The organism is Streptomyces griseicoloratus (genome assembly GCF_014534645.1).
In the GTDB taxonomy this organism is placed as follows: Bacteria; Actinomycetota; Actinomycetes; order Streptomycetales; family Streptomycetaceae; genus Streptomyces; species Streptomyces griseicoloratus.
Genome location: NZ_JACVQF010000200.1, coordinates 190,058 through 211,451 on the forward strand (window position 1 = coordinate 190,058; position 21,394 = coordinate 211,451).

At 71.7% G+C, this 21,394-nt stretch carries 22 protein-coding genes and 1 pseudogene; 3 read left to right on the forward strand and 20 right to left on the reverse strand.

The annotated features are described in order from the left end of the window. Positions 1-4 precede the first annotated feature (4 nt). From H0H10_RS21385 to H0H10_RS21415, 8 genes are all read right to left on the reverse strand, one after another. On the reverse strand, positions 5-1,384 hold the full coding sequence (locus H0H10_RS21385) for a YcaO-like family protein (protein ID WP_188182634.1): 1,380 nt from the start codon (positions 1,382-1,384) through the stop codon (positions 5-7). Then, complete coding sequence (locus tag H0H10_RS21390; RefSeq protein ID WP_188182635.1) at positions 1,381-2,862, reverse strand: CocE/NonD family hydrolase; 1,482 nt, start codon at positions 2,860-2,862, stop codon at positions 1,381-1,383. The genes H0H10_RS21385 and H0H10_RS21390 overlap by 4 nt, the downstream gene beginning before the upstream one ends. After that, positions 2,859-3,713: a hypothetical protein gene (locus H0H10_RS21395; protein ID WP_188182636.1), complete on the reverse strand. Its 855-nt coding sequence runs from the start codon at positions 3,711-3,713 to the stop codon at positions 2,859-2,861. The genes H0H10_RS21390 and H0H10_RS21395 overlap by 4 nt, the downstream gene beginning before the upstream one ends. Positions 3,714-3,803: 90 nt before the next feature. Then, positions 3,804-3,917 (reverse strand): streptamidine family RiPP, encoded by a 114-nt coding sequence (gene amiA / locus H0H10_RS40570; protein ID WP_241270818.1) that lies wholly within the window; start codon positions 3,915-3,917, stop codon positions 3,804-3,806. Between the two features lie 57 nt (positions 3,918-3,974). Further along, positions 3,975-4,796: an ABC transporter ATP-binding protein gene (locus H0H10_RS21400; protein WP_188182637.1), complete on the reverse strand. Its 822-nt coding sequence runs from the start codon at positions 4,794-4,796 to the stop codon at positions 3,975-3,977. A 20-nt stretch (positions 4,797-4,816) separates the two neighbouring features. Continuing rightward, a complete protein-coding gene (locus H0H10_RS21405; RefSeq protein WP_188182638.1) occupies positions 4,817-5,824 on the reverse strand; it encodes a FecCD family ABC transporter permease in 1,008 nt (335 codons plus the stop codon). Beyond that, on the reverse strand, positions 5,821-6,918 hold the full coding sequence (locus tag H0H10_RS21410) for a FecCD family ABC transporter permease (protein WP_223180237.1): 1,098 nt from the start codon (positions 6,916-6,918) through the stop codon (positions 5,821-5,823). Before H0H10_RS21410 ends, H0H10_RS21405 begins: the two co-directional genes overlap by 4 nt. A 107-nt stretch (positions 6,919-7,025) precedes the next feature. Continuing rightward, the gene (locus H0H10_RS21415) at positions 7,026-7,997 is read right to left on the reverse strand and encodes an ABC transporter substrate-binding protein (protein WP_188182639.1); all 972 of its coding nucleotides are present in this window, start codon (positions 7,995-7,997) and stop codon (positions 7,026-7,028) included. Between the two features lie 94 nt (positions 7,998-8,091). Between H0H10_RS21415 and H0H10_RS21420 the strand changes: the two genes are divergently transcribed. Continuing rightward, positions 8,092-9,291 (forward strand): hypothetical protein, encoded by a 1,200-nt coding sequence (locus tag H0H10_RS21420; RefSeq protein ID WP_188182640.1) that lies wholly within the window; start codon positions 8,092-8,094, stop codon positions 9,289-9,291. A 32-nt stretch (positions 9,292-9,323) separates the two neighbouring features. Next, complete coding sequence (locus H0H10_RS21425) at positions 9,324-9,644, forward strand: hypothetical protein (protein ID WP_188182641.1); 321 nt, start codon at positions 9,324-9,326, stop codon at positions 9,642-9,644. 65 nt (positions 9,645-9,709) lie between these two features. On the opposite strand, the gene H0H10_RS21430 is transcribed toward H0H10_RS21425, so the two are convergent. From H0H10_RS21430 to H0H10_RS21445, 4 genes are all read right to left on the reverse strand, one after another. Beyond that, on the reverse strand, positions 9,710-10,843 hold the full coding sequence (locus tag H0H10_RS21430) for a methyltransferase (RefSeq protein WP_188182642.1): 1,134 nt from the start codon (positions 10,841-10,843) through the stop codon (positions 9,710-9,712). A 316-nt stretch (positions 10,844-11,159) separates the two neighbouring features. Beyond that, positions 11,160-12,113, reverse strand: coding sequence for an aminoglycoside phosphotransferase/kinase family protein (locus H0H10_RS21435; protein ID WP_188182643.1), 954 nt, complete (start codon positions 12,111-12,113; stop codon positions 11,160-11,162). Positions 12,114-12,218: 105 nt separating this feature from the next. After that, the gene (abc-f, locus tag H0H10_RS21440; RefSeq protein WP_188182949.1) at positions 12,219-13,883 is read right to left on the reverse strand and encodes a ribosomal protection-like ABC-F family protein; all 1,665 of its coding nucleotides are present in this window, start codon (positions 13,881-13,883) and stop codon (positions 12,219-12,221) included. 215 nt (positions 13,884-14,098) lie between these two features. Next, positions 14,099-14,404 (reverse strand): hypothetical protein, encoded by a 306-nt coding sequence (locus H0H10_RS21445; RefSeq protein ID WP_223180195.1) that lies wholly within the window; start codon positions 14,402-14,404, stop codon positions 14,099-14,101. Between H0H10_RS21445 and H0H10_RS40130 the strand changes: the two are divergent. Then, positions 14,331-14,669 (forward strand): annotated as a pseudogene (locus H0H10_RS40130) (GtrA family protein); the annotation flags it as partial. The gene H0H10_RS21445 and the pseudogene H0H10_RS40130 sit on opposite strands and share 74 nt — an antisense overlap. A gap of 60 nt (positions 14,670-14,729) precedes the next feature. On the opposite strand, the gene lysA reads toward H0H10_RS40130, so the two are convergent. From lysA to H0H10_RS21485, 8 genes are all read right to left on the reverse strand, one after another. After that, positions 14,730-16,064, reverse strand: a complete 1,335-nt coding sequence (gene lysA / locus H0H10_RS21450; protein ID WP_188182645.1) for a diaminopimelate decarboxylase — start codon at positions 16,062-16,064, stop codon at positions 14,730-14,732. Between the two features lie 14 nt (positions 16,065-16,078). Beyond that, positions 16,079-16,426: an SAV_915 family protein gene (locus H0H10_RS21455; protein ID WP_188182646.1), complete on the reverse strand. Its 348-nt coding sequence runs from the start codon at positions 16,424-16,426 to the stop codon at positions 16,079-16,081. Positions 16,427-16,472: 46 nt separating this feature from the next. Further along, entirely contained in the window at positions 16,473-16,895 is a 423-nt protein-coding gene (locus H0H10_RS21460; RefSeq protein WP_188182647.1) for a hypothetical protein, read from the reverse strand. Between the two features lie 246 nt (positions 16,896-17,141). After that, complete coding sequence (locus H0H10_RS21465; protein WP_188182648.1) at positions 17,142-17,822, reverse strand: type 1 glutamine amidotransferase domain-containing protein; 681 nt, start codon at positions 17,820-17,822, stop codon at positions 17,142-17,144. A 46-nt stretch (positions 17,823-17,868) separates the two neighbouring features. Then, positions 17,869-19,128: an MFS transporter gene (locus tag H0H10_RS21470; protein ID WP_188182649.1), complete on the reverse strand. Its 1,260-nt coding sequence runs from the start codon at positions 19,126-19,128 to the stop codon at positions 17,869-17,871. A 131-nt stretch (positions 19,129-19,259) separates the two neighbouring features. Next, complete coding sequence (locus H0H10_RS21475) at positions 19,260-19,991, reverse strand: HAD family hydrolase (RefSeq protein ID WP_188182650.1); 732 nt, start codon at positions 19,989-19,991, stop codon at positions 19,260-19,262. Continuing rightward, the gene (locus tag H0H10_RS21480; protein ID WP_306420961.1) at positions 19,991-20,584 is read right to left on the reverse strand and encodes a DJ-1/PfpI family protein; all 594 of its coding nucleotides are present in this window, start codon (positions 20,582-20,584) and stop codon (positions 19,991-19,993) included. The genes H0H10_RS21475 and H0H10_RS21480 overlap by 1 nt, the downstream gene beginning before the upstream one ends. Beyond that, positions 20,563-21,318 carry a cupin domain-containing protein gene (locus H0H10_RS21485; RefSeq protein ID WP_188182651.1) on the reverse strand — a complete coding sequence of 252 codons (756 nt, stop codon included), beginning with the start codon at positions 21,316-21,318 and terminating at the stop codon, positions 20,563-20,565. Before H0H10_RS21485 ends, H0H10_RS21480 begins: the two co-directional genes overlap by 22 nt. Positions 21,319-21,394 lie beyond the last annotated feature (76 nt).

Here is a 21,394-nt window from a genome sequence, read left to right on the forward strand (position 1 = left end):
GCCCTCACATGTGGGGTGGCGGAGCGAGCGTGAAGTCCCGCGGGCCGCTGGGAGCGCTCGTCCGCCAGCCCCGTTCGACGGCGGCGTAGGCGAGACGCGGGCAGCCGAAGTAGCCGAAGGCGGCGGGGGCGTTGGGCAGGAGCCGGGAGACGAGGACCCGGGCGACGCGCAGGGAGGTCTCTGCCACGTCCTCGGTGGTGAGGTCGAAGGTCATGACACGGTGGCCGCCCGCGTGCAGCGCGCGCTCCAGCCGCTCCCGGCTCCCGGGCTCGACCGCGTCGATGGACACGGTCCCGTGGGCGGGGTCGGTGAAGCGCCGGGCCTCGGGCGCCATGCGTTCGTCCAGCCACACCTGGACGTGCGCGCCCAGGTCCCGTACGTGCTCGAACTGCTCGCCGCAGGCGTCGAGATAGCGTCGGTCCGCGCGGTGCTCCAGGTAGAGCCCGCGAGCCAGCAGTCCGGCATCGACGGCCTGGAAGACCCAGCCGTCGGGGTCGGTGAGTCCCTGGGTGAAGACCCAGGTGTGGACGGCTTCGAGGACGGCCTTGCGGGCGGCCTCGGCCGGGTCGTACTTGCAGGCGAAACCGGCGGCGTACAGGCCGAGGCGCGGGTCGTGGACGAGCGCGGCCATGCAGGGGGCGAACTCCGAGGGCATTTCGGCGATGTGGACGTCGAGCGCGCATCCGGCGAGGTCGTCGCTGAGCCCGGGCACGCTGGCCGGGTCGATGCCGCGGGCCGGTCCGTCGAGGTGCCACCACAGTTCCAGGGCGTCGCGTTCGACGATCTCCAGCAGGCCGCGTTCGACGGCGTCGTCGAGGCCCTGCCCGGTGGCGATGCCGGCGTAGTTGAGGTGATGGGTGCGGGGCAGTGACCGCAGCTCTCCCTGGCGCCAGTTGAGGTGGGTGAGCGCGACGGGCGCCCAGACCTCGGTGGTCCGCCTGTCGGGCAGGTGCTCGGTGCCGCGCGACCACAGGGCCGGGGTGTCGGCGGTGAGGGGACGGTAGGGGAAGTTCCTCCGGGCGTACTGCCACGGCGCGTAGGCGGGCGTGTCGTCGGGGCCGTAGAGCCGCAGTCCCTTGTCGGCCAGTTCGGCGGCGGTGGCGCGCAGCGGGGCGTCGGGGTGGCCGGGCGGCGGCACGCGGTTGCCGCAGTACCGTTCCATCCCCTCGGCTATCGCGGCGACGCGGGCGCCCTCGGGGTCGCCGAAGGTGGTGCCGAGGGACACCCGGTCGGCGGGCCACAGCCCGAGCCTGCGGGCGTCGGACACCTCGGCGGTGAGCGCGGTGTAGCGGGGCGGGGTGCCCGCGGGATGCTCGACGGGCTTGACCTTGCGGACGATGCCGCAGACCGGGTCGACGAGGGCTTCCAGCGGCAGCGCCGTCATCGCAGGATCTCCTTGGCGGGTTCGGTGGGGGTGGGACGGGACGGGAGTACGGGCAGGGTGAGCGCCACGCTCTCGGGGTCGACCTCCCGGCGGGAGGCGAGCAGCCGGTGGGCCGTCACCGGGTCGCTTCCGGTGTGGGGGTTGCGGGCGTGGGCCGGGAAGTGGTGCCCGGCGATCTCCAGGCGCAGCCGGGTGCCCGCCCGGATCCGACGCGCGAGCCGGCCGAGCTCGATCGTGAACTCCGCTTCCCGGCCCGCGGGTTCCTCGCGCCGGACGACACCGACGAGGAGTCGTTCGGCGATCCCTTCCGAAGTGAGCGCGACGAGCCGGGCGGCCCAGTCGGCGGACGGCGTGTGGGCGGTGGCCCGCAGCCGTACCCGCACGGGTCCGACCAGGTCGAGGGGGCGCGGGAGCGGCGGGGTGACCAGCAGGCAGCGGTCCGGCGGTCCGCCGGTGGGGACGGTGAGGTCGTCGGAGCGGACGGGACGGCCGGGGTCGGCGGTGAAGGCGGAGCCGTGCAGCAGCCTCGGCCGTCGCGTGCGCGGCTCGCCCTCGGTGCCGGCGGGCAGCCACAGGTCGCCGCCGCCCAGCGCCAGCGCGCCGTGGTGCCCGGGGGCGAGCTCGCCGGTGAGGGCGCGGCGGGCCCAGCGGACGTACAGCTCTCCGAGGTTCACCCGGTGGGCGGGGCCGGCGCCGGGTCCGGGCGCGGTGACGAGGCCGTGCCGCCACGGGCCGAGCAGCAGCCGCGCCGAGGGGCCGCCCCAGGCGCGCCACAGCCCGACGGTGTCCTCGGCGAAGTGGTCGTGGTGACCGCCCACCGCGAGCAAGGGGGTTCGGGCGCTCTCCGCCCGCGACACGAGGCGACCGCGCTCGCGGTGGTACCACAGTCCCGCCCAGGAGGGCAGGCTCCGGCCCAGCCGTGCGGGCAGCGCGGTGACCGGCAGGTGGGTGAGCAGCGCGGGGTCCGCGGCGAGGGCCTTGTCCAGTGCGCTGTCGTCGGAGTCCCGCCGGTCACCGTGGGCGGCCCACCAGCCCGCGCGGGCCAGCAGCCGTTCCACGCCGGAGGGTTCGCGCGCGGTCTCGGCGGCGCCGAGGGCGGGTACGGCGGCGATGACGGCGTCCGGGCGGGCCTCGGCGGAGGCTTCGAGGGCGAGGACGAGGGCGCAGTGGGCGGCGTAGGAGGCGCCGGCGGCGACGAGCCGTCCGTCGCTCCACGGCTGCCCGCGGACCCAGTGGGCCGTCGCCGCTCCGTCGGCCGCCTCGTTCTCGTACGGGCGCCACTCCCCCGGCGACGCGAACCGGCCCCGTACGTCCTGGACGACGGCGGCGAACCCGCGGCGGGTCCAGCCGCGCGCCTCCGGCCGGTGCCGGAGGCGGTCGTAGGGGGTGCGGATGAGGACGGTGGGGAAGGGGCCGTCGCCGTCGGGGAGGCGGACGTCCGTGGCGAGACCTTCGACAGTCGCGCTGAAGGGTGTCATCCGTCCTTCTTCGGTATGGGGGCGACCTCGGGCACCGGCAGGACGGGGTGCTCGGTGACGGTCAGGGTGCGCAGGTCGACGCGGCGCAGCCGGCGCCGTGCCGGGAGGCCGGCCGGGTCGGGGGAGCCGGTGGCCCACCGGCTGAGATCGTCGGCCAGCAGAGCCGCGAGCAGCCCCGCGGCGGGAACGGTGAGCCGGAGCGTTGCCCCGGACGTACGGGGTCCGCTCCAGTAGGCGGCCAGCTCGCGGTGTGCGGGGGTGGCGGCGAGCCGGCGGGCGCGGATGTGGGCCGAGACGACGTCTCCGGGGGCGGCGGCGACCGGCTCGACGTACGCCTGCCAGCCCTCGCGGTGGCACCGCAGCCAGGCGACGCCGTGCTCGGGCAGCCGGTCGGCGTCGTCCCACAGCCCGTCGGGTACGGGTCCGTCGATGCACCACACGACGGCTGCGGGGTCTTCGTGGAGCAGGTCGTCGAGGTCGTGCGGTGACGCGGCGGGGGCGGCCGGCACCGCGGTGGTGCGCGGCCGGGCTCCGAGGGCGGTCAGGTGTGCGGCGAGCGGTTCGGTCAGTACCGGGTCGCCCAGCAGCCGGATGTGCCGGCGGGCGGCGGGCCATTCCGGGTGCTGCGGCCCGTCCGCCAGGTAGCCGGCGTCCTCGAAGGCCCGTACGAGACGGTGCAGTTCCTCGTCCGCCGGGGCCACGGCAGCGCCGGAGAGCGCGGAAAGCAGGGCGTCCTCGTCCGCGTCTCGTGTCCTGACGGTGAGGAACTCCCCTTCTGCGGTGCGGACGGCGAGTCCCCGCCCGGGCACGGCGACGACCTCGACACCGGGTGCGAGCCGGTTGCGGAACACGGCGATCCTCCTGACGACAGTGCCTGGGATGGGCGTGGGCCCGCCCGGAAGGCAACGGGCGGGCCCACGGTCGGGGGTGCTGAGCCCCGCTTACTCCTCGGTGTCCTCGAAGGGGTTCTCGACGAGCGCGTTGGAGTGGGAGGCCGAGTCGTGGGCCAGCTGGCCGGGGTCGGCGATCGGCGCGAAGACCTGCTCGTTGTCCATGAACTCTCCTTTGTCGTAAGGGAGATGCGGCGTTCGGGTGAGCGCCGCAAGAGCACCCTAATGAATCTGATTTTCATATTCCAATACGGCGAGAGGGTGATCTGGGTAACACACCGGCCAGCCCCCCTCCGGGTCCCGGCCGACCCGGCCGGACACCCTCAGCACGTCCGCCAGCAACCCCGGCGTGACCACCTCCTTCGGCGGCCCGTCGGCAACCACGCGGCCGTCGCGCAGGGCGACGATGCGTTCGGCGAACCGGGCGGCGTGGGCGAGGTCGTGCAGCACCATCACGACGGTGAGACCGCGCTCCTCACGCAGGCGGACCACCGTCTGCAGCACGTCGAGCTGGTGGTGCAGGTCCAGGTACGTGGTCGGCTCGTCGAGCAGCAGGACGCGGGTGTCCTGGGCGAGCGCCATCGCGAGCCGCACCCGCTGCCGCTCACCCCCCGACAGCGCGTCGACGTCACGGTCGGCCCACCGCTCCACGCCGACGTCGCGCAGCGCCCGGTCCACCACGGGATCGTCGCCCTCGCGCAGCATGCCCAGCGGGCCGCGTGCCGCGTACCGCCCCTGCCGGACCAGGTGACGCACCGTCATCCCCGGCACGGCAGGCGCGGACTGGTGCAGCAGCGCCACCCTTCGGGCCGTGGCGCGCCGGGAGAGCCGGGCGAGGTCGTCCCCGCCCAGCAGCACGCGCCCTCGGTCGGGTCGCAGCAGCCCGGCGGCCAGCCGCAGCAGGGTCGACTTTCCGCAGCCGTTGAGGCCGATGAGAGCGGTCAGTTCGCCCGGCCGGACGGTCATGTCGACGCCTTGCAGCACGGGTCGTGCGGGGTAGCCGAAGTGGACCCCCTCGACGTGGATCCCCACGGACTCGGTCATGCTCTGTCCTTAAGTCGACGTCAGAATGTACGGCTCGGCGTGCGGCGCACGACGACCAGCAGCAGGGCGGCGCCGAGGCAGGCGGTGAGCGCCCCGACCGGCAGCGTGAGCCGTCCGGAGTCCAGCGTCTGGGCGAGCAGCCGCGAGGACAGCTGCGCCGCGGCGTCCGCCCCGCACACCACGACCGCGCCCAGCAGGGCGGCGCCGGGAAGGCTCACCCGCAGGTCCGCGCCGAAGACGGCCACGGCCAGATGCGGGACGAGCAACCCCACGAAGCCGAGCGCCCCGACGGCGGCCACCGCGCCCGCCGTCAGCGCCACCGCGCACAGCAGTGCGAGGGTCCGGGCCCGCCGGGCGGCGAGGCCCGCGGCGAGGGCGATGTCGTCCCCGCAGCGCAGCAGGGTCAGCGGGCCGGCCAGCAGCCAGGCCGCGGCTCCCCAGGCCAGCGCCCACGGCCACAGCAGGTGCCAGTGCTGCCACACCCGGCCCTCCGTGGTCCCCACCAGCCACTGGACGACGCTGCCGAGTTCACCCGGCTCCACGAGCAGCACCATGGCGGTGAGCCCACCGAGCACCGCCGACACCAGCACCCCGTGCACGGCGGTCTGCGCGGGGTCACCGCGGCCGCGGCCGGCGAGCAGCCACAGCAGCGCCGCTCCGCCGCATCCGCCCGCGCACGCGGCGATAACCACCGCCAGGGGCGAGTCCCACCCGGCGAGTCCCAGGGCCGTCGCGGCAACGGCGCCGAGCACGGCCCCCGGTGTCACGCCCGTCACCTCGGGCCCGGCGAGGGGATTGCGCAGCGCGGACTGCAGGACCAGCCCGGCCACGGCGAGGCACGCGCCCGCGCCGAGGGCGACCAGCAGTCTGGGCAGGCGCAGTTGCAGCAGAATGTGCCGCTCCGTCGCATCACCACCACCGCCGAGGACGTCCCATACGACGCCCGGGGACATGCCGCGCCCGGCCACCAGCTCCGCCGCGGCACACACGGCGGCCAACGCCGCGAGCACGGTGAAACGCCGGCTCACCGGACCTCCTCCGTTCCGTCCCGAAGGACGCTCTTCGCCGCACCGGTGCGCAGTGCTTCGTCCGCTGCCTCACCGGGCACGGTCCGCACTCCCTGCGGCAGCGGGCGCGCGGCCGCCGAACCCACCGAATCCGCCGGCCCGCGCCGGGCCGTCCGGTTGCGGCCGCCCGACCGCATCAGGGCGATACCGGCCGGCACACCCAGCAGGGCCGTCCAGGCACCGGCCGGCGTTTCCACCGGCGCCAGCGCCAGCCGGGCCGGCACATCGGCGACGGTCACCACCACGGCACCCCACGCTGCGGACCAGGGCAGCCAACGCACCGCCCCGGCCGCGGGGTTGAACCACCGGGCCAGGTGCGGGGCGAGGAACCCCACCCATGCGACGGGCCCGCACACGGCCGTCACGGGCGCGATCAGCACGACGGCGATGGCCAACGCGGCCAGCCGCGCCCGCTGTGCCCGCACGCCGAGGGCCGCGGCGTCCTCGTCCCCCAGCCGCATCACCGACAGCACCGGCGCACACAGCACGAGGGCGGGGGCGGCGACGAGCAGCCACGGCCACAGGCCCCCCACGTCGTCCCAGGTCCGGGCGGAGAGGGAGCCGAGCAGGTAGCGGTAGATCAACTGGAGGTCGAGCTGGTCGGCCATCACCATCAGCACGAGCAGCGCGGCCTGCAGGGCGGCCGCGACCGCGGCCCCGGTCAGCAGCACCGCGGACGGGCTGCGGCCCAGTCCGGCGGCGAGCAGCGTGAGGCCGCCGCCGAGCACCGCCCCGCCGACGGCCAGCAGGGGCTGGACGGCGGCGGGCAGGGACAGCGTCAGCACGAGCGGCGCGGCCACCCCGAGGGCGGCCCCGGACGACACGCCCAGCATCTCCGGTACCGCCAGGGGGTTGCGCAGCGCCTCCTGGAGCACGAGACCCGCCGCCCCCAGACATGCTCCGGCGATCAGCGCCAGCACCAGTCGGGGCACGCGGAGTTCGGTGACGACGATCCCCGCGAGCGAGCCGTCCCCGTCCAGCACCGCTGCGGCGAGCCGGTGCGGCGCGACGTAGGGCGTACCGAGGCTCAGGGCGCACACGGAGGCGACGGCCAACAGCACCGCCACCAGCAGTGGTTGCCGCCCCGGGGAACGGCGTGCGGACCAGGAGGCGCCCGCCGCCGTCCCACCTGCCGGGCCGCGCGCCGAGAAGGGCATCCTCGTCACAGCGCGGCCGTGGCCTCGTCGAGGACCAGGCTCAGCGAACGGGTACCGCGGCCCTTGGCCCACACCTCCGAGTTCACCTCGTGGACGTCGCCGTTCTTCACCGCCGGGATCTTGCCCCAGAGGGGGTTCTCCGCCAGCTTCTCGGAGAGCTTGCCGTCCGCGTCACCGAAACTCATCGTCTCGACGAACAGCACGTCGACCCCCTGGGCGAGGATCTCCTCCAGGCTGTAACTACCCTCCACGCCACGGGACTTCCAGGGATACCGGGCAATCTTCGGAAGGAGACTGGCGGCCACGTCGCCCTCGGGGGTGGCGACGCCGAAGTTCTCGTCACTGCCGTAGATGATGAGCGCGGTCTTGTCGCTCGGTGCCTTCTCGGCCTCGGCGAGCTTGGTCCGGAAGGCCTTCTCCGCCTTCTCCCCCTCGGCGGTGCGGCCGGTGAGCGAGGCGGCGTCGCGCAGGTAGCCCACGCTGTCCTCCCACGTCTCGGGCTGCATGGGCCAGAACGTGGTGGCACCCTTCAGCGCGGGGGCGAGCTTGCCGTGGGTGTCCTCCAGGCCGATCACGAGATCGGGCTTGTGGGAGAGGATCGCCTCCACCTCCGGAGCGATGAACCCGCCGGGGATGACTGCGACGTCCTTCGCCCTCTCCTCCCCCAGGAAGTCGGGGTGGGCGAGCAGTGTGCTGTTCGTGGCGGCCGGGACGATGTCCAGTTCGGTCAGGATGTCGTCGCAGAGCGCGAACAGGCAGACGATCCGCTCCGGTTCCTTCTCCAGAGAGATCTTCACGCCGTTGGTGTCGGTCAGCTGCGTCGCCGCCTTGATGGGCTCGACGGTGACTTCGGTCTTCGCCGCGGGCTTGGCCTTGTCGCCGGCGGGTTCGTCGGTTGCGCCGCAACCGACCAGCACGGAACCCACGACCGCTGCCGTGATCCAGCCGCGGACGAATCTCGACGGTGAGCGCAGCATTGATGCCCTCGTTTCTTCTCGGAACCTGGAACGCTCACCGAAGATACATGATAATCGTTTTCAACTATTGAACTATTCCCGCCCGGAGGCACCCATGACCGCTGCCCCTGCCGTGCTGCTCGTCTCCGACCACGTGCACGGGTCCGTTCACGTACGGGCCGTTCCGGACGGCACCGAGACCGGCCGCCTCACGGGTCGTCATGTCTCGGAGCACGCGGGGTTCCTGGCGTTGCCGGGCGGGCGCGTGGCCTGCGTCGACGACCGCCGGGGCGAACTGCTGGTGCTCGACCCCTTCGCGGACGAGTTGCTGGAAGCCGCGGTTCCGGTCGCCGTACCGGCCGAGCACCTGGCCTGCGACCCGTCCGGCCGCTGGATCGCCGTCACGACGGGCCTCGGCAGGAACACCGAGCCCTGGTCGGACCTCCTGACGGTCGCCGACCTGCGCACCGGAGAGGCGGCCCGTGTGCGCACGCGCGTCGGCGAACCGGGCGTGACGGTGCTGGGCGGCGGCGAACCGCTGGTCGCCCTGCGGCACCGGGAGCCCGGTGAGCTGGCCGTCCACCGCTTCGCCGACCTCCTCGGAGCACGGCCGGGCTGCCCTCCTGTGACGCCCCACGCCCTCCTGCCGTTGCCGGACGACGGACACGGCGACGCCCAAGCGCCGTTCTCGCGGCACGTCTTCTCGGCCACGGGCGAAGGAGTGCACCGGGCCCGCCGGGAGGGCGACGTGCTCGTTCCCGAGCCGCCGATCCCGTGGGAGGCGCCCGCCCGGGGCTGGTACCTGCGGCTCGACACCCGGCGACGGGCCCTGTGGTCCACGTTGCGCGGCGGCCCCACGGACCCACGGCGGTGGCCGGACTGGACCAACCAGGCATGGCGCCACGACTTGGAGACCGGCCGCACGCGCGTGACGGAACTCGGTCCCGGCCTGGTCTTCCGGCTGGCCCTCGCCCGGCACCACACCGCCTTCACCCGCATCCACCCCGACGGCGACGAACTGATCCTCCTGGACGCCCACGACACCGACCGTCGCGTCCCCCTCCCCGCCATGGACGGCGCTCCGCGCCGCGGCGGCACCCCCTGGGAGGGCGTCCAGCGCAGAGCGGTGGCCGCCTCACCGGGAGCCGACTGGATCGCCGTGACCCGCGGCGGCCACGGCGAGGTGCACGTCATCGACGCTCGAACGGGCCACGAGGCAGCCCGGTGGCGCCTGGACACGCCGCTGGACCACGGCGGTCACGCGGTACTGCGCACCCGCAGCGACAGCGCCGACGGCGATCCCGTCGGCCGGTGACAGACCTACCGGGCATGCAACCATGCTGTTCCATGACCCGACACGACCCGAAGGCCAAAGTCCGGCAGCTCCTCTACGAACTCTGCGTCGACCTCGGCTTCTGCCTCCCGCCGCAGGAGCATCATCGGCTGCAGGAGGCACCACCTGCCGACGTGGACGGCTTCACCGACGCCGTGTTCGAGGCGGAGGGAATGGACCCCGGCCTGCATGAGGAGCTACGGCGGCAGGTGCGGGACAGAGTCGATCGGCACATGCGCGGGTGGGGTGCCCCTTGGAGCACGGGCATACCGGACGACGAGCCCGGCGAACGCCGGCCCCGCCCCTTCACCGAAGGCGACGGCAACCCGCTCTGACGCCTGCACGGGTGACGCACTCCGGCCTCACCCATCGCTCGGTGAGGCCGGGGCGAGCCTGCTCGTCAACTGCGGGCGAGGCGCCAGAGCGAGGTGACTTCCGCGGCGCGGGCGGCGTGGAGGGGATCGGCGGTGTCCCTCGCCCGTGGATGCCGCGGCCGGGTGTCGATCTTGTCCACGACGTGCAGGCCGGCCGCCTCGATGGCGGCCGGCAGTTCGCCGCGCGTCCTGAGTCCGAGGTGCTCGGCGAGGTCCGACAGGATCAGCCACCCCTCGCCTCCTGGTTCGAGACGGGCGCCGAGCCCGGCCAGGAAGTCGCGGAGCATGCTGCCGCCCGGGTCGTAGACGCCCTGCTCCACGGCGGAGGTGGGCCGGGCCGGAATCCACGGCGGGTTGCAGACGACGAGGTCCGCGCGCCCGTCGGGGAAGAGAGCGGGGCCCACGACGTCGACGCGCCCGGTGAGGTGCAGCCGGCGGATGTTGTCGCGTGCGCAGGCCAGGGCACGCGGGCTGATGTCGGTGGCCACCACGTGGTCGATCCCGCGTCGGGCCAGGACGGCTGCGAGCACTCCCGTCCCCGTCCCGAGGTCGAACGCGGTGCGGCGGCCCGCGCGACGTCCGGCAGGCGTGGGGAGCGGAGCATGGGCGACGAGGTCCACGTACTCGCCCCTGACCGGGGAGAACACGCCGTAGTGCGGGTGGATCCGAGCGCCGAGGGCCGGTACTGCCACGCCCTTCGTGCGCCACTGGTGCGCTCCGATCACGCCCAGCAGTTCGGTGAGCGAGACGGCCATCGGCGCGGACGGCGGACCGTACGCCTCGGTGCACGCCTGGCGCACCTCGGGGGCTCTGCGCAGGTCCAGGCGGTAGTCGGCTTCCAGCAGCACGAGGAGCCTGCCCAGCACGCGGGCACGGTGGCCGCGGGCCCGGCGGTGCAGGTGGAAGGACTCTGCCGGGCCGTCGCCTCGCAGGGGAGGCTTCCGGGCGATGCGGCGGCCCATCGCCTCCAGGAGCCGACGTGCGTTGTGGAAGTCGCCCCGCCACAGCAGGGCAGTGCCTTCGCAGGCCAGTCGGTAGGCGGTGTCGGCTTTCATACGGTCGTCCGCGCGGACGACCCGGCGGGGAGGCGGCGTTGCGCTCTCGGAATGCCAGCGGGCGGAACGGGGGATGTTCGTCTCGGTCCAGTCGATGGTGGACACCGGGTACTCCTCGTGATCGGGCGTGCAGGGGCACGAAGAGCACTTCGACGAGGGGCTGGGCCAACGGCCCGTATCGCCGTACGGGGGCGTGTGTCAGCGCAGTTGGGGCTACCGCTCCCGCGTCGAAGCGCGAGCGGAGGAGTCGCCGAGAACCATGCCGAGAACCATGGCGCGTGTCATGACCAGCCCTTTCAGACGGACAGCCGCATGAGTCTCGCACATCCCCTCGCCCCGGACGGACCAGCCCATGGGGCCGTGCTGCTCGAGTCCGGGGCGAGGGGTGTCCGATGGCTGCCGTGTCTGCCGGTGTTCGGTGTCAGCTGCTGATGCCGCCGGCGAACGGCATCGTCTGCCACTTGTCGACGGCGGGCTTGAGGTACTCCATCAGGTCGGGAAGCTGCGGGGCCAGCGTGAGGGTGGCGATGGCCCGCAGCATGCCCAGGGCGTTGACGAAGCCGAGGACCTCCTCGTCGAGCGGCCTCGTGCCGTTGCGCCGTGCGCCGCGGTCGTAGGCGGCTTCGTGCTCGGGTCCGAGAGCGGCCAGGTCCCACTCGACGGGCCCCAGCGTGACCAGTTCGAAGTCGGCGTAGAGGTCGCCGTCCACCCCGGAGAAGATGTTCGCGGGCGGGCAGTCGCCGTGGATGGGCTGGAGCTCGACGCCCGGGAACCGGTCCTCGAAGGCCCTGCGTGAGCGCACGAGGGGTTCGAGGACCTGCCATTCGCGCCGGGCTCGGTCCAGCTCGGCCGCGGCGATCAGGCCGGGGTGCCGGTCGAGCCGGGCGAGGCTTTCCGCGATGAACCCCGGTTCGGCCGCGGACAGAAACTCCAGGCGGCCCGGGTAGGCGCGCAATGCCGCGTGCAGATCGGCGACGCTCTCGGCGTTCGCCACGTAGTCGGGTTCCTTGTCCCGGTCCTCCTCGACGAACGGCCACAACGTCATCGAGAACCCGCCGCGCTGCACGGGTTCCCGCGGCACGAGCGGGCTCGGCGCGATCACGGGGACTCCCCGGTCGCCGAGCCAACGCGTCACGTCCAGCTCGTCCTGCTGGCGGCGCGCGAGGGCGGCCAGGTCGTCCGGGCGGGGCAGGACGGTGGGAATCCGGGCCACGACCGGCGAGGGCGCGAGGTGGACGACGACGGAGAAGACGTCGTGGAGCACCGTGGGGTCGGTGACGGTCAGGCCGAGCTCGCGCCCGGCCGCGACGGCCGCCTCGACGGCGGCGGCGGTGCGGTCGGCAAGCTGTTGTGGTGTCAGGAAAGTGGTGGTCATGTCTCCATCGTTTCGGCGTGTTTTCGGCTGTTGGGCAGGTCGGGGCGGGGGCCCGGGGCCCCGGGGGGCCGGGGGCCGTTCGAGGCGGAGGTGGACCCGACGGGGTCAGCTCCTGCGGCCGGCACGCAGCTCCAGCTGCTCGGCTTCGAAGCGTGCGCGGAAACCGCGGTCGTGCGAGACCGCGACCACCGCCCCCGGGTACGCCGCGAGCGCGGCCTGGAGGTCCTCGACCAGGTCGAGTGCGATGTGGTTGGTCGGCTCGTCGAGGACGAGGAGGTCCGCGGGCCGGGTCACCAGGGTCGCGATCTGCAGCCGCCGCTGCTGCCCCGCGGACAGGGCGGCGACCGGGACGTGCAGGTCCTCTTCGCGGAACAGGCCCAGGGCCAGGAGCTGTTCGGCGTACTCGTCCGGCAGTCCGGGCCGCCCGGCGGCGAACGCGGTGAGCAGCGGGAGACTCGTGGAGTGCGCGGGCAGTTCCTGCGCGAGGTAGCCGATCCGGGCGGGGCGGCGTGCCCTGCCCGCGTCCGGCTCCAGGTCGCCCGCCAGGACACGCAGCAGTGTCGTTTTGCCCGCGCCGTTCTCGCCCGTGACCAGCAGCCGCTGTCCGGGCGCGACCGCCAGGAGCCCGTCCAGACGCAGCCGCTCGCCGACCCGTACGTTGTCGAGCTCGACGAGGGGGCCCTCGGCCGGGCCGTCTGCCGCCGACGGCCCTGTCGACAGCGCCGTCGTGAAGCGGAGCGGTGCCGGCGGTTTCGCCATCGGGTTGCGCCGCAGCTGGGCCAGGCGCTCCCGGGCGGAGCGCACCTGTCCGCCGAGCTTCGCCTCACTGGAGCGGCGGTGCTTGCCGAATCCCTGCTTCGGGTCACGGCCGGTGGTGGCCAGCCGCCTCTCCGCGGCCTCGAGCAGTTCCTCCATGCGGGCCACCTCCTCGACCCAGTCCGTGTACCGCTGCTCCGCGCCGCGCCGGGCGGCGGCCTTCGCGGCGCGGTAGCCGGCCCAGCCGTCGCCGTACCGGCGCACGGTGCGCTCGTCCCGGTCGACCTCGAGGATCGTGGTGGCGATGCGCTCCAGGAAGCCGCGGTCGTGGGTGACCGCGACGACGGTGCCGCGGTGTGCGCGCAGGTGCTCCTCCAGCCAGCGCACAGCCGCCGTGTCGAGGTGGTTCGTCGGCTCGTCCAGGAGCAGCAGTTCGGGGGCGGCGGCCAGGACGCAGGCGAGCGCGAGCCGCGACTGCTCGCCGCCGGACAGCGAGCCGAGCGGGCGCTCACGGGTGATCCGGGCGAGCCCGAGCCCGTGCATCGCGGCATCCACACGGGCGTCCGCCTCGTATCCGCCGCGTTCCTCGTACGCGATCAGCAGTTCGCCGTACGCGGCGAGTTCCTCGTCCGACGCGTCTTCGAGGGACTCCTCTGCCGCACGGAGCCTTCGCTCCATGTCGCGCAGTTCGGTCAGGGCGAGGTCGACGGCGTCCTGCACGGTACGGGCCGCATCGAGGTCGAGTGTCTGGGCGAGGTGGCCGGTGCCGCCGGGGAAGCTGACGGTGATCTCCCCGGCGTCCGGGATCTCGGCCGCGGCGAGCAGCCGCAGCAAGGTGGACTTGCCGGAGCCGTTCTCGCCGACGACAGCGGCCTTCTCGCCCGGCCGGACGGTGAAGGAGACCTGGTCGAGGACGGTCCGGGTGCCATAGGACTTGGTGACGTCCTTGACGGACAGCTGCGCCACGGCAGCGGGGGCGACGGTGGGCAGGGGGGTGTGGGCGCGGTCGCGCATATGGCTTTCCCTGGGCATGCGGAGGGTCTACGGGCAGCGGAAACGGCGGCATCGGCCGTGCCCGGACTCAGACGAAGAAAAGAAAAGCCATGCCCTCACCATAACAAGACGAAACGTCTCGCCTCAACTCGCGCGGGGCGCAAAGCCCGTGACCCACGCGTTCACCCCGATCCATTGCAACGCTTCGATCGACTGCCGTTGCATTGAACGCGAAGTCATTGCAATGATTTCTCGTCATCTGGCTGCTGCAATGCAGACACTGTGCAACGAACTCGTTGAAGAATCCCTGAAGACAACGTAGCTTTTCTAATAACCGAAACAACGACGAGCACAGGAGAAGAGGGACCACCCATGCCGTCGCCTCTCGCAGAGGAGGCCGGGAAGGCGACTCCGGCGTCCCCTGGCCCCGTCACCTCCTTCACACGGTTTCTGATCTTCGGGGGCGGCATCGGAGTCCTCTCCAGCTTCGCGATACCGCTCTTGGCCACAGCCATGCCCTGGGCGATCTCGAACGCGATCATCACCGTCGCCTCCACACTGCTGTGCACCGAACTCCACTCCCGCTACACCTTCGCGCGAGGGCGCAGCGCCGGATGGCGGGAACACTGGCAGTCCGCGGGCTCAGCCACCGCCGCCTACCTGGCGACCAGCGTTGCCGTTCACGTCCTGCATCTGGTGCAACCCTCCCCCGGCATGCTGACCGAGCAGATCGTCTACCTCAGCGCCTCCGGCCTCGCCGGCGCCGGCCGCTTCGTCTTCCTGCGCCTCTACGTCTTCGTCGGCCGCCTCAACGGTGACCGCGCCCGTCCTCGCAGCGGCGTAGGCCGTCCCGCCGGCGTGCGTCTGTCACAGGCCCACGTCGCGGTTGCGGATGTCGGTCAGCGACTCCCTGCGGACGAGCAGGCGGGCGAAGCCGTCGCGCACGGCGGCCACGGGTGGGCGTCCGACCAGGTTGTAGCCAGAGGCCATCGACAGGTGGTAGGCACCGGCCACGGGCACGGCGAGCAGGTCGCCGGAGCGCACGTCGGCGGGAAGTTCCGCGTCGGTGGCGAGCACGTCGCCCGCCTCGCAGTGCCGGCCCACCACGGTGACCCGGGCCCGGTCCACGGTGCTGCGCCGGCCGATCAGACGGGGTGCGTAGCCGGCGCCGTACAGGGCCGGGCGCGGGTTGTCGCTCATACCGCCGTCGACCGCCACGAACACGTGGTCGCCCGTGTGCTTCACCGTGAGCACGCGGTACAAGGCGATGCCGGCGGGCCCCACGATCGCGCGTCCCGGTTCGATGATCAGGCGGGGCACCGGCAGACCGGCCGTGGCGCAGGCGTCGGCCAGTTCGGTGCGCACCTTGCGGGCCAGCGCCATCACGTCCAGGGCCTGCTCGCCGGGGCGGTAGGCGATGCCGTGGCCGCCGCCGAGGTCGAGTTCGGGCAGGACCAGGCCGTGCTGCTCGTGCAGCCGGGTCATGAGGCCGACCATGCGGCGCACTGCGGCGAGGTACGGCTTGACGCTCGTGATCTGGGAGCCCAAGTGGCAGTGCAGCCCCGTGAGTTCGAGTTGGGGCTGGTCCAGGATGCGGGCGATGGCGTGCTGGGCGTAGCCGTCAGCAATGGACAGGCCGAACTTCTGGTCGTCCGTACCGGTGCGGATGTTCTTGTGGCCGCCCGCGCTGATACCGGGAACGACTCTCACCATCACCTTCTGGCGCCCGTCCGGTCCGACGGCGGCGGCCAGCCGCGCGATCTCCGAGGGGCTGTCGATGACGATGCGGCCGACGCCCAGGCGCAGGGCGGTGTCCAGGTCGTGTGGGGACTTGGCGTTGCCGTGCAGCACGATCCGGTCCGGTGGGAAGCCGGAGGTGACGGCGAGTTCCAGTTCGCCGGCGGAACAGACGTCGAGTCCGAGGCCCTCTTCGGCGGTCCAGTGGACCATGGCCCGGCAGAGGAATGCCTTGGCCGCGTACAGGACTTCCGCGTCGGGGAACGCGTCGCGGTAGGTGCGGCAGCGGCCGCGGACCTCGGACTCGTCGAGAACGTAGACGGGGGTGCCGAAGCGCTCGGCGATCTCGGCGAGCGGCACGCCGCCCACGGCGAGGTCGCCGCGTACGGGCTCGGTGGTCGACGCCGGCCACACCGACAGTCCGGCGGCCGTGGTGGGGGTGGTGGGCTCGTGAACCGTGGTCATGGTGCCCGCACCTCTCAGACGGTCCGCAGCGCGGAGGCGTGTGCCGACTCGGGGACCGGCGAGGTGACCGGCGCGGGAGCCGGGGCGGTGAAGTGCGGGTCCACCGTGAGGGTGGTGATGCCGAGCGGGGCGGTCAGCGCACGCAGGGCGTGCTCGGCGAGGCGGATCCACGCCTGGTCCGGGCCGAGCGTGGCCCTCAGTCCGTGCTCGGAGGTGAAACCGACGGCCGTACGCTCGCCCAGCGGCGTGCGGAAGAACCGGACCGCGCAGCCGTGGGGGCCCGGCCGGACCGGGATGTACAGAGGACCGGCCGGGAGTCGATCGGAGGGTTCGGGGTCGTCACTGCGGAGAAGTTCTGTCATGGGGTGCCTCCCAAGAGGCAGGGAACGAGTGATCTGGAAGGCCCGGTCACCGGGGCTCGGGCCGGGGCTCGCCGTCGACGTTATGCCCGCTGCCCCGGCTTCCGGTCGGACTCTGACGGGACGCTGACGGTGTTCCGGACGAGCTTGACGGGATGCTGACGGGGCGCTCTTGCTTTCGAGCCAGGACGACCATCCGGCGGCTCCCATCGGTCAAGGGTCCACCCGACTCATCGACCCCTCGGACTTCGCGGAATCCAGCCGCAGTAAGCCATTCCTTGAGTTCGACGTAGGTGAAGAGCCGGACGAAGAAGTGCGCCCGGCGGGTCTGCCCGCCCTTGATGATCGTCCGCTGCACGGTACTGCGACCGGTCATGGGGTCGAGTGAGCTCTGATCGATGAGGAAGTCACCGTCCCGCTCGATCACGCTCACGGGCTGGTAGTGGCGCAGCAATGAGGAATAGTCGGGCATCTCGATCGCGAGTGTTCCGCCCGGCCTCAGAGCCGCTCACTCCAGTGCAGATCACGCATGTCGCCCTGCACGTGCTCAACCGAAACGTCGAACGTCCGGGCGTCAGCCTGCGCCTGATCGAGGAAGAGGCGTGATGAGTCGAGCCCCGTGACCCTGCAGCCGCGACGCGCCAGCCGGTGACATCGCCGTACGCGTGGTGGGCGCGTGCGCGAGGTGTTGCCTCCCGCGGGCAGCCACACTATTCCGTCACTGGCCGAGGAGTTCGACCATCCGCCGGCCCAGCTCCGGTGCGGAAGCGGGATTCTGTCCGGTGACGAGCCGTTCGCCGACCACGACATGGGCGATGCGGTCGGGCGCGCAGGAATACAAAGCTCCCCTGGCTTCCAGCACGCTCTGCAGGGAGAACGGCACGACGTCGGTCAGGCCCCGCGCCGCTTCGCTCTCGTTCGAGAAGGCGGTCAGGGCCTTGCCCGCGACGAGGTAGCTGCCGTCGGACAGGGTGAGATCGACGAGTGCCGCCTGGCCGTGGCAGATGGCCGCGACCACTCCCCCCGCTTCGTAGATGCTCCGCGCTGCCGACTCGAGCCGGGCGTTGCCCCGGAAGTCCCACATGGTGCCGTGACCGCCGACGAAGAGGACGCCCCCGTACCGGGACGCGTCGACGTCCTCCGGAGTCAGCGTCCGGTCGAGTTTGTCCCTGACGTCGGCGTCCGCGAGGAAAGCGGTCTCCTCCGCCGCGTCGGGGTCGTGACCGATCATGGGCGGTTTGCCGCCTCGAACCGAGGCGAAGTCGACGTGGTACCCGGCCGCACGGGCGATCGACCAGGGGCGGACCGTTTCACCGAGGTGGAACCCGGTCGGCCTGCCGTCGTCGCCGAGGGTGTCGTGGCTGGTGAGGATGTACAGCATTCGCTTGTGGGTGGTCATGTTGGGGTTCCATTCGTGGTCATGCAGTTGACTGGGCGTCGACGGTTTACTGCTTGGAGGGAGACCGGGCGGCGACCGCCCGGTCGATGGGCCGGGCCAGTGACCGGGACGGCCTGGCGAAACGGGCCACGGTGGCCGCTGCCAGGATGACGGAGCCGGCGAGGACTCCCAGCATCATGTGGTAGCCGGCATGAGCCGCGGCCAGTTGCCCGAGCGATGCGCCGATGAACAGGACGAAGGTGTTGAACGCCACGGCGGCGCCCCGGTGTTGCGGAGCCAACTGGTGCAGCAGGCCCACCAAGCCGGGAACGACGAGGCTGATGCCGGCCACGAAGACCAGGCTCCCGCCCACGACCGCGGCGAGTGCTCCGCTGAGCTGTTCGAGAAGCAGGCCCGCCCCGGCGGTCACGAATCCCGCGACGGTCAGCACACGCGGGCCACTGCCGCCGAAGAGCCGGTTGACCACCGGGCCGACGATCAGGCCCACGGCACCGACGGCCTGCACCAGGAGCAGTCCGCCCTGGCCGACACCGAACGTGTCACGCAGGTGTGGGTTGAGCACGGCGTACATGGCGACGAAGCTGCTGAACACAGTGATGGCCGAGGCGAACACGGCCGCTGGACCGGGCGAACGGATCAGTCTCGCCATGCCGAGAAAGACGCTGCTCCACGCCGTGGTCGACGCCGCGGTTCCGGGGGCCAGCAGCCGCCAGAGGGCCAGGGCCGCCACCGCGTACACGACGGCCGTCGGCCAGAAGGCGGTCGGCCAGTCGGCGTGCGCGACGACGAAGTGGCCGAACGCCTGACCAAGCAGACCCGCCCCCAGCAGGCCGGTGGTGATGAAGGACAGAGAGGCCGGACGCCGCGCCTCGGGCGCACGGTCGGCCACATAGGCCAGGGCCACGGGCGCGAAGGTGGCCGCCGCAAGGCCTTGCAGCGCACGGCACGTGATGAACCAGCCCATGCTGGGGCTCAATGCGGTCAGAGCCGTGACGACGGCCGTTGCCAACGCTCCGAGCGCCAGTACCGGGCGACGCCCCACGCGGTCGGACAGCGGGCCGAAGACGAGAAAGCCGGCCGCATAGGTCAGGGTGAAGGCGCTGCCGGTCCACGAGGCGGTCGCTTCGTCCACACGGAAGGAGCTCTGGATCTGCTCCGCGACCGGGATCGCGAGATAGAGCTGGGCGGGAATCGCGAATGCCATCGCGACCAGCAGCGCCAACTGGACGGAGAAACCAGGGCCGTCCCGCGAGACACCGCCCGAGCGCGCGGATCGCGCGGGGGCCACGGGCTGCAGGGTACTCATGCGTGTCTGCTCCAAAGACAAACGGAAGGACGATCGGAAAGACGAACGGACAGGGCGTTGTACGGGACAAAGAGGCGGGTGGGGCGCAGTGAGGTGTGCTGCGCCCCACCCATCGCTGTGCCGAGCCCGGGTCAGACGACCAGCTGCGGCAGGTCGGAGAGCTCCAGCGGTTCAACGTCGAACCGCTTGGCCTCCTGGCGGTGTTCCGGCGTCTGGTAGCCCCATTGGGCCCACCGCGCCCGTGCGCCGACGGCAGAGACCCGGCGAACGTTGGTCAGGTTGTCGTCGATGAAGGTCAAGGAATTCGGAGTGATCCCCCGACGCGAGCACAGCTCCTGGACGGCCTCTGCCTTGCGCCCGCATTCACCGAAGACCTCTGACACGGTCTGTTCGAGCCCATGCCTGCGCAGGATGGCGCGCACCGACTCCTCGTCCTTCGCGGTGATGATCGCCACGTTGCCCGAGTTCTGCCGGAGCAGGTTGTCCAGTCCGGGGTACAGCGTGTGCTGCCCGAGCCAGAACTCCGTTTCCTCGGTCCGGAACCAGTCCCGGGCCCGGGACGCCGCGGTGGTGAACCGGCTGACGTAGTCGGACGGGAGTGAGGTGAACAGGAGGTCGAAGTCCGTCTGCGAGCCGACACCGTCGGCCGCCGGGAGGTGCGCCACCGCGAAGTGGTCCAGTAGCCGCGAGTAGTTGCGCACCTTCTGGAACCGCGCCGTGAAGTCGGCGGGCAACAGCCCGACGTGGCTGGGACCGGGGATGGAGCGGTCGTGCCGCTTGACTGCGAGCCAGGTGACGAGGGCGCACTCCTCCAGGGCGTCGCAGACCACCCCGTCGAAGTCGAGCGCCAGCACGCCGGCCATCAGGCGGAGACCTTTTCGACGGTCTCGAACACGCTGCGCATGAAGGCCCCCATGTAGCCGTAGTAGGAGCAGGTGATGATGTTGCCGTCGACGATGACGTCGCTGTCGACCACATCGGCGCCGGCGTTGATCACGTCGTCCCGCAGACCGATGTACGCACAGGCCTTGCGGCCCTTGAGCACCCCGGCGCTGACCATGATCCAGGGGCCGTGGCACAGGCCCGCGACGACCTTGCCCGCCTCGTCCATGCCGGCCACGAAGTCCAGGACGTTCCTGTCCTGGCGCACCCGGTCCGGGGCTTCGTGACCACCGGTGAGGATCACCGCGTCGTACTGGTCCACCGAGAGGTCCTCGTACCCGATCAGTGGCCGTGCGGTCTTGTCCATCGGCAGCGGAATTCCGTACTTGCCTGTGACGGGGTCGCCGTTCTTGGTCGCCACGTCGACGTGCCACCCTTGCTCCATGAGACGGTAGTAGGTGAACACCACATCGTGGTCCTGGAATCCGGCACCGGTGATGATGACAGCATTGCGAGAAATGTTTCTCTCCTGTTGGATTTCTTGGTCGATGTTCAGAGGTTCTTGCTGATGCAGAGGTACTGTTTGTCGGTCTGGGGCCGCCGCTTGTCGCCCTCGTGGCCGGTAAGGATCTCGACGTCCGAATAGACCACTCCGGACACGCACAGCGGAATGTAGAAGATGTCCTCGCTGCGCCTGCGGTAGAAGATGTCCATTCCCGTACGCAGATCGAATCGGAACTTTCCGTTCGGGGTCCGCCGCCGCATGTGGGTATTGGGGAATGCCGTCACCTTCTGCATGGAGTGTTCGGGCTCCTCCAGTGACGTCGCCTCGTAAGCGGTGCCCACCCGGTCGTAGTCGTCCTTGAGTCGCATGAGGTCGAACTTGTTGCGCGGAACCTCGACCTCGATGAGTTCGAGAGGCTCGTTCCCCGCGTTCCGGGTGCCGTGGAAGGCGCCCGGGGTGATACGGAGGATCGTGCCCTCCCGCACCGGCACTTCCTTCGCGAGGCCGGAGGTGACCCCCTGCCCGCCGAGGCAGATCAGGTACGTGAGTTTCCGGGGGTGCACGTGCATCGAGGTCCTGTGCGCCGCGTCGATGTGCAGCGCCCAGAAGTCGAAGAACTCGTCGACATATGCGCGGTACTCGTATCCCCACGGCTTGGGAATGACCTTGTTGAGATGGGTGTCCTCGTCGAACTGCTCATTGAGTGCCCGAGCTCCCCGCCGCACGAGCTTGTTCAGCTCGGCGACATCCGCGGAAGTCGCGCTGATCGGAACCGGCGAATATCGGGAAGATTCGAAATTCATGGTGGACTCCTCTCGGTGAAGGGTGCTTGTTTCCTGAGAAAATGCTGCCCGCTGTGAAGAATCCAGCAAAGCGACG